This window comes from Dietzia sp. DQ11-44, assembly GCF_014145205.1.
In the GTDB taxonomy this organism is placed as follows: domain Bacteria; phylum Actinomycetota; class Actinomycetes; order Mycobacteriales; family Mycobacteriaceae; genus Dietzia; species Dietzia natronolimnaea.
The window spans coordinates 1-6360 of the sequence record NZ_JAALEC010000708.1 but is presented as its reverse complement, the minus strand read 5'-3'; the positions used below and the strand labels follow the sequence as shown (position 1 = coordinate 6360).

Sequence of the window (6360 nt, the reverse complement as noted above, 5' to 3'; positions counted from 1 at the left end):
TGCCGCCGGTACGGCGGCGCATGAAGTCCAACGTGAGGCCCACGAGCACACCCTCTCGGTAGACGGGGAGCCACGAGGTCACGCCGTGAACGACGTCGTCCCCGTCGACGGCCAGCAGCAAACGCACCTCGGGATCGCGTAGCTCGTCGATTCCACCGAGGGTGAAACCCATCTCGGGCAGACCCTTGTCGGCCACCCATTCCTCGGAGATGGCGACGATCTGCTGAGTCAGCGTCAGGGGAGCCTCGGCGAAGGTCGTCCACGTGGCCGTCACCTGTTCCTTGCGCGCCCGGTTCAGGGCGGTGCGGACATCCTGGAACCGTTTGCCGGTGAACGCCAGGTCGGGCAGGGGGATCACGGTCTCTTCGGCCACCTGGACCGAGGACCACCCCGCCGCCCTCAGCGCCGCCGCCAGCTCGTCGTCGACGGAGTAGAAGCAGGGATCCAGCCCCTGCAGAGCGCAATGTTCGGCGAACTCCAGCGCCGCGGCGCCGGACTGATCCGGCGGCCCCACCGGGCCTCCGGTGGTCAGCGCGACCCGGCCGACCACCCGGAAGGCCACCGCGGACCGGCGACCCGGCGGGTGCTGGTCGGTGAACCAGTACTCGTTGCCGTCCCAGGTCGTCATCCACGACAGAGAGGACCCGCCCGGTGTGTGCAGCAACTGCCGTAACCGCTCGTGGGCCGCGGGGTCCTCGTCGATGCGCCGCGCCCGCAGAAGGCGCCACAGGACGACGATGACGCAGGCCCAGACGGCGACGCCGATCCACTCGAACAACGCCGTCGCCGCGTCGGAGACGGGGAGTAGGGTCGGCCCGAACAGGCCCAGGTACGCAGGAGGAATCAGGCGAGCCGGATAGTCGCGGGCGAGCTCGGCGATCGACGGGTCGGAGAGACCGGACGCCGCGACGCCCTCCGTGACCACCGCACCGAGGCTGACAAAGGCGACGAGCCCGCCGAGCACCACCGCAGTGATCGACAGGGCCGACTGTCTGAACGCGCGACTGCTCGCCCGCACGCGGAAGAACCGTCCGGTGGCCAGCAGGGTGAGCAGGACCGCGGTCACCACCACCAGCGGCGACACCACCCAGACCGTGAGCGCGTGCGGGGCCGCCCCGAAGATCAGTTGGCGTCGTCCGTGGCCGCCGTTGATGGGTCCGGTGACGAGCAGAGCGACTGAGGCAGCGAGCTGAGTGCCGTACGCGGCCAGCGCCCACCAGCGTGCCGCGCGCCGGCCGCGTCGGAGTCCGTCGGCCAGGACGAGGATGAGAACGGACGGCATGAGGGTGAGAGCGAGGGGACCGACCCCGGTCAGGCGGAGAAGTTGTCTGGCGTTCCAGCAGTCGATCCCGCCCGGGGCGGCCTCGCACAGCTCGGCCACCTGTGCCGGGGTGTAGGGCACCTCGCGTACGAGCTGACTCAGGGGCGCCAGGGGCCCGACCGCGCCTGAGGTGAGCGAGACCAGGAGGGGGCCCAGGACGGTCGCCGCCACGACCAGGGCCACGAGGGTTCGGGTCTCCCGGACCGATCCGCCGAGCAGCGGGGTGCGGTGGCGCTCCGTCGCCTGCAGGGCACCGACGGCAAGTCCCGCGAGTGCCCCGGACAACCGGACCGCATCCTGGGGATGCCCGGCGAACAAGAGGAGAGTGACGAGAACAGTCAGGACGACGGCGCGGATCCGGCGTCGCCACAGGGTCGGCATCCGGCTCGTCGCCGCCAGCAGGATCCCGAGGATCCACGGCAGCGGATCGACCCACGAGTGCGCTGGGGCCACCGGCGCCCCCCTGTCCCCGTTGGTCAGAATGCCGACCAACAGGTCGCGACCGATCCCGCCGAGAACCCCTCCGAGTTGAGCGGCGAGGGCGGTGACGAGGAGGCGGGTCCCGCCCAGCAGGCGCTCGGCGACCGGGCCCACCGCCAGAAGCAACAGGGTGGAGACAAGGAGATCGGCGAGGCCGGAGACGACCAGGCCGGACGTGATCGGGGTCCAGACGAATCCGTGGCCCAGGGACACCGACCCCGCTGCGACCCTGTCGAACCACTCGGGATCCGGACCGTGGAGCGCTGTGCCGGTCACTGCGGCCACCACCCACATCAGGGCGAGCAGTGCGATGGTGACCGGGGAGGTCGACCATGCCCGGGCCGCGTATCGGCGCACGGTGGAGATCGTCGGCCTCATCGGATGAGCCCAGTCCTCTGGGCGAGCCAGGGAAGTTCGCGCTCGAGGCCTGCGGACCACACGGCGTAACTGTGCCCCCCGGGCAACTCGGTGAGGTGGGCGTCGACCCCTGCGGACAGCGCGGCTGCATAGAGGTCCTTCGCCGCCGGGCCGTACTCGGTGTCGGTGGATCCGTAGACGAACGCGCCGGCCAGGCCGGGGAAGTGCCGGCTCGCGAGCAGGTCGGCGGGGTTGTTCTGGCGGAATGCCGCCTCGTCTCCGCCGAAGAACTGTTCGACGGTGGCGGATCGCGTGCCGATCGTCGGTTCTCCCTGCCCCGACATGTCGAGGAAGGTCGGGAAGACGTCCGGGTCGGACAGGGCCATCTGGAGCGCGCACGTCCCGCCGAAGGACAGCCCCCCGATCGCCATCGACATCGGCCCCGAGGCGACCTGCAGGTTCTCGTGGATCCACGCCGGGACGTCGACGGACAGGTAGGTCCGGGCATCGCCCCGGGGCGAATCGACGCACAGCGTGTTCCCGAGCGACTCCCCGATCGGGTCGGCCACCACCACGACCGGGGCGAGCCCGGCATGCCGGTCCGCGAACGCGTCCGCGATCACCGGCAATCTCCCGGAGACCACCCAGTCTTCGGGGGCGCCGGGCTGACCGGCGAGCAGGACGAGGACCGGGAGCAGTGGGCGAGGCTGCGCGAAGTATGCCGGCGGCAGATAGATCTGGGCGGGCCGCGCCGTGAAACCCGACGCGGTCCCGGGGATCGTCGCCTCGGTGATCGCCCCGCTCGTCGGCATGTTCTCGGGCGGCGTCCACACCTCCTCCACGGCGGTCCCGGGCGGGAGATCGTCGCCGACGGTCGTCGGGGCGGACCCGAGGACGTCGGCAAGGGGGACGGTCCGGTGTTCCGGCACTCCTATCAGGGTGCCGACGGTGGGGAACTCGGCGTACACACGGTTGACGTGACCGCCGGCGCCGAGGAGCACGGCAACCGTTGCGAGCACCACTCCGCCCACGCGCCACGGGCGCCGGGAGGTACTTCCGCCGGCCAAGCAGGTGACCGCGAGCATCACCGCGAGCAGGGACACGGCGATCCACACGTACACCGTCCGCGGGATCGCATCCGGGAAGGGTCTGAACACCCCTTCGACCAGGACCCCGCCGGCCACGGTCACCAGCACGGCGGCGACCGTGCACGCGGGCAGCATCCGTAGCCACCAGCGGCGTCGATCCCGGGAGTCACTCTTCCCTCCCGTGGAGCCGGCGAGCGACAGGCCCGCGAACCCGACCACCACGAGCACCCACAGGGTCGCCAGCACCGGCGTCTCCAGAAGAGACACACCGAGTAGCTGCTGCACCGCCACCCACCTCCACCGCGAACCACGTCAGGCCGCCTGTCGAACCCGCGTCGTCGTCACCCGCGTGACACCGCGGGTCGAAGCCTAGGAGGGTTTGCTGAGACGACGCGGAGACGGGCACAGCGCTGTCACCAGAGTCAGTGGCCGAGGTCGGTGGCCGAAAGGGTGCGGGTCCACGCCCAGGTAGCCGAGGAAGTTTCCCCCAACACCGTGCCGAACCGTCGCGGAGGGATGTGCAGGAATGCATACTTCCCACGCTCATCGCGACCACGTCGGATAGCCCGTCCACCGTCACGGGTATCGCGCTGTCACCGGCGGAACCGTCGCCCAGTTGCCCGTAGTGGTTCAGTCCCCAGCAGTGGGCGCCGCCGTCCGTCAGGACCGCACACCGCGCAGTGCCTCAGCCCCACGGGCGCGCAAGCTTCTTGGCGATGGTCTGGTGTGCGAAATCGTGAACTCGGCATCGTTTACTTGTAATAACGTCTGGATATCGGTTCGCCCCGCCGTCGGTTCGAGAGGATGCCCTGCCGGCCTGACCCGGGCAATGTGTGGGCGGGGGTTTCCTTATTCATGCCGGGGGGACAGGTCGTGGTTGCCACTTGCGCCGTTCAGGGGACCAGCAGCCGGCGGTGATCGGGTTGTCGGGGGAGAGGACAGAGTTCAGCAGCGCTTCGGCCGTGGTCAGCGCGCTGTCGACAGCACGCAGTTCTGGGCGGGGTCGATGGAGGGTGCCCACGAATTTCTGGTATCCGGCCGGCCACTCGTCACTGGGAAGGATGAGGCGGGGAGGGAGAGCCAGGGTGCGGATGCGGGACTGTTGGCCTAGTGCGGTGCGCAGTTTTCCTGCGTCCACTTCGAGTTCGAGGGCGATTAAGGCGATGTCGTAGAGATCTCGGTACCGGGTGGAGCTACGGGTGCCGTGGATCTCGTACATGGCGCAGGTTTTATCGGCGAGCTGGTTTTCTATCGGGTAGGACAGCACGGTGAAGTGCCGGCGAGCGAACGGGACCTCGAGTGGGTCGGCGCGGGTGACCGCCAGTGGTTCGGTGACGGTGGGCGCCTCAAGGTCTCCGGAGACGTCGATGTTGAACCGGGAGAACTCGGTAGTGCCGAATCGGACGATGACGGTCAGTTGGATGTTCTCGACGGTTCCGCTGGCCGTCTCCCTCCGTGGGTTGCGCACATAGAAGGTGTACGGGCCTATTGTGGTCTGGTCCATGGCTGCGATCAGACTGTCGGCGGCTGCGCGATGGCCTGTGGGGGAGGCTTGCCGGTACAGGTCCAAGTCTTGGGTGTGGCGAGCCCCGGGGATGAGGCAGTAGAGATTGGTGCCGCCCTTAAGGACCCACACCGGGTCGGTGGCCATCAGTTCTGCGAGGAACACTTCGCGGAAAAACCTGCTGTAGACGGCGTTCGGGGTCAACTTCTGCTGCTTAGCGAACTGGCGTAGCCCGGCGGTGATCTGGCCATGAGTGGCCCGCGGTCTGGGTTCAGGCATCGTCCCGGCCGGCCTGGTCGTCGTCCTCGGTGTCACTGGTCTTGCTTCGCTCTTGACGAAGCCAGTTAGCGCCACCACCAACGCTGCTGCCATAACCACCACCGGTAGCGGCTAGCGCGTCCCCGAAGGCCTGCACGGTAGTGCTGGCTTGGGTTTCCAGCTTCTCTCGGAGCGCTGGGGAGAGCATCGCCGACGAGTCTAATGCTGCCGACGCAGGTAGCTTAAGGTTCGGGGCAGTTCTGGCGGCGATCTCGCGGAGCTGTTCCTGGATCGGCGCTATCGCCTGCTGCATCATGCGGGCGAGGTGGTCATCGCCAGCGCGGTGGCTCGGGAAGAGTTCCTCCAGACGAGCGCGCATTGCTGGCGCGGTGTTGCGGATAGTTCCGAAGTTCTCAGCTACCGGCGCGAGAGCCTCTGCCAGGTCATCTGTGGTGGTTAGACCCCTGGACAGCGCATCGGCGAGCATATCGATGAGGTGTCCCGGTTCATGCCCGGCACGGGCCAGGTCAAACACAGTTCTTTCCACGGTGGTGATCGGCAATCCATCCATGTCGATGACTTCCCCCGGGGACAGCGCTGCGGTGACGAACCGAACACCGCGCTGGCGTGTCTGTCGTCGGCCGGGCGTGGTGAAAATGATCGCCTCGCTGGGCAGATCGCCAATTCCATGCAGCTGCGCGGCGGTTTCGTGGGAGACGACCGCGTACTGGTCGTCGTTGTATCTGCGCTCAGCGGCCAGGGCATGCGGTTTCAAGGCCAGCCATTGCGCCCGAACCTCGAGCACGGTCGTCACTGGGGTTGAGGCGCTCGCGTAGACCCCGTGACGCACCCGCAGCAGTACTCCACGGTCCACGAGGCGACTCAGGAGGACGGCACTAACACCCAGCTCTCGGGCCTGGGCGGCAGTGAACAGGCCCCACTGCTGGGCCGCAAGATCCAAGACGGCCTCCGTCGCTTCCCCCAGTTTCATACTGCAATTATTACACATAGGGCTACTTTTGCAGTTCCCAACGAGTGCTGCCGCTTCAATAATGCCCGAAATAGATACTATTGAAGCGTCCAAGTGTGCGGCCTCAAGGCGATGCATTGCTGGCGGGCGAGAGCATCGCTTACGCAGCCGAATAAGACCCAACAACGCTTGGCGGCGCACAAGGGAGGTCGGCCCGTGACCCAGAGCGGGTAAGAGCGATGCACACTTACCCGGGAACGGCCCCCGAGACGCACGGTCGTCATCCATCGCTCTCTCCGGACCCCGTGCGCCCCTATGGCGAGGCGGACCTATCCGCGCGTGACCTCACTCAGGTCCTGACCTGCCGCGTTGATTTCGGACA

Annotated in this window: 4 protein-coding genes; all 4 read right to left on the bottom strand. The window is 67.8% G+C overall.

The genetic code is table 11. The features are described from left to right. Window positions 1–2179, bottom strand: a 2179-nt coding sequence (locus G6018_RS15980; RefSeq protein WP_182640141.1) for a DUF2156 domain-containing protein, incomplete at its 3' end; no start/stop codon positions are given. Beyond that, window positions 2176–3531: an alpha/beta hydrolase-fold protein gene (locus G6018_RS15975; RefSeq protein WP_347237885.1), complete on the bottom strand. Its 1356-nt coding sequence runs from the start codon at window positions 3529–3531 to the stop codon at window positions 2176–2178. The genes G6018_RS15980 and G6018_RS15975, both read right to left, overlap by 4 nt. 568 nt (window positions 3532–4099) lie before the next feature. Next, a complete protein-coding gene (locus tag G6018_RS15965; protein ID WP_182640140.1) occupies window positions 4100–5029 on the bottom strand; it encodes a nucleotidyl transferase AbiEii/AbiGii toxin family protein in 930 nt (309 codons plus the stop codon). Next, window positions 5022–5999, bottom strand: a complete 978-nt coding sequence (locus G6018_RS15960) for a type IV toxin-antitoxin system AbiEi family antitoxin domain-containing protein (protein WP_182609800.1) — start codon at window positions 5997–5999, stop codon at window positions 5022–5024. The genes G6018_RS15965 and G6018_RS15960 overlap by 8 nt, the downstream gene beginning before the upstream one ends. Between the last annotated feature and the right edge of the window lie 361 nt (window positions 6000–6360).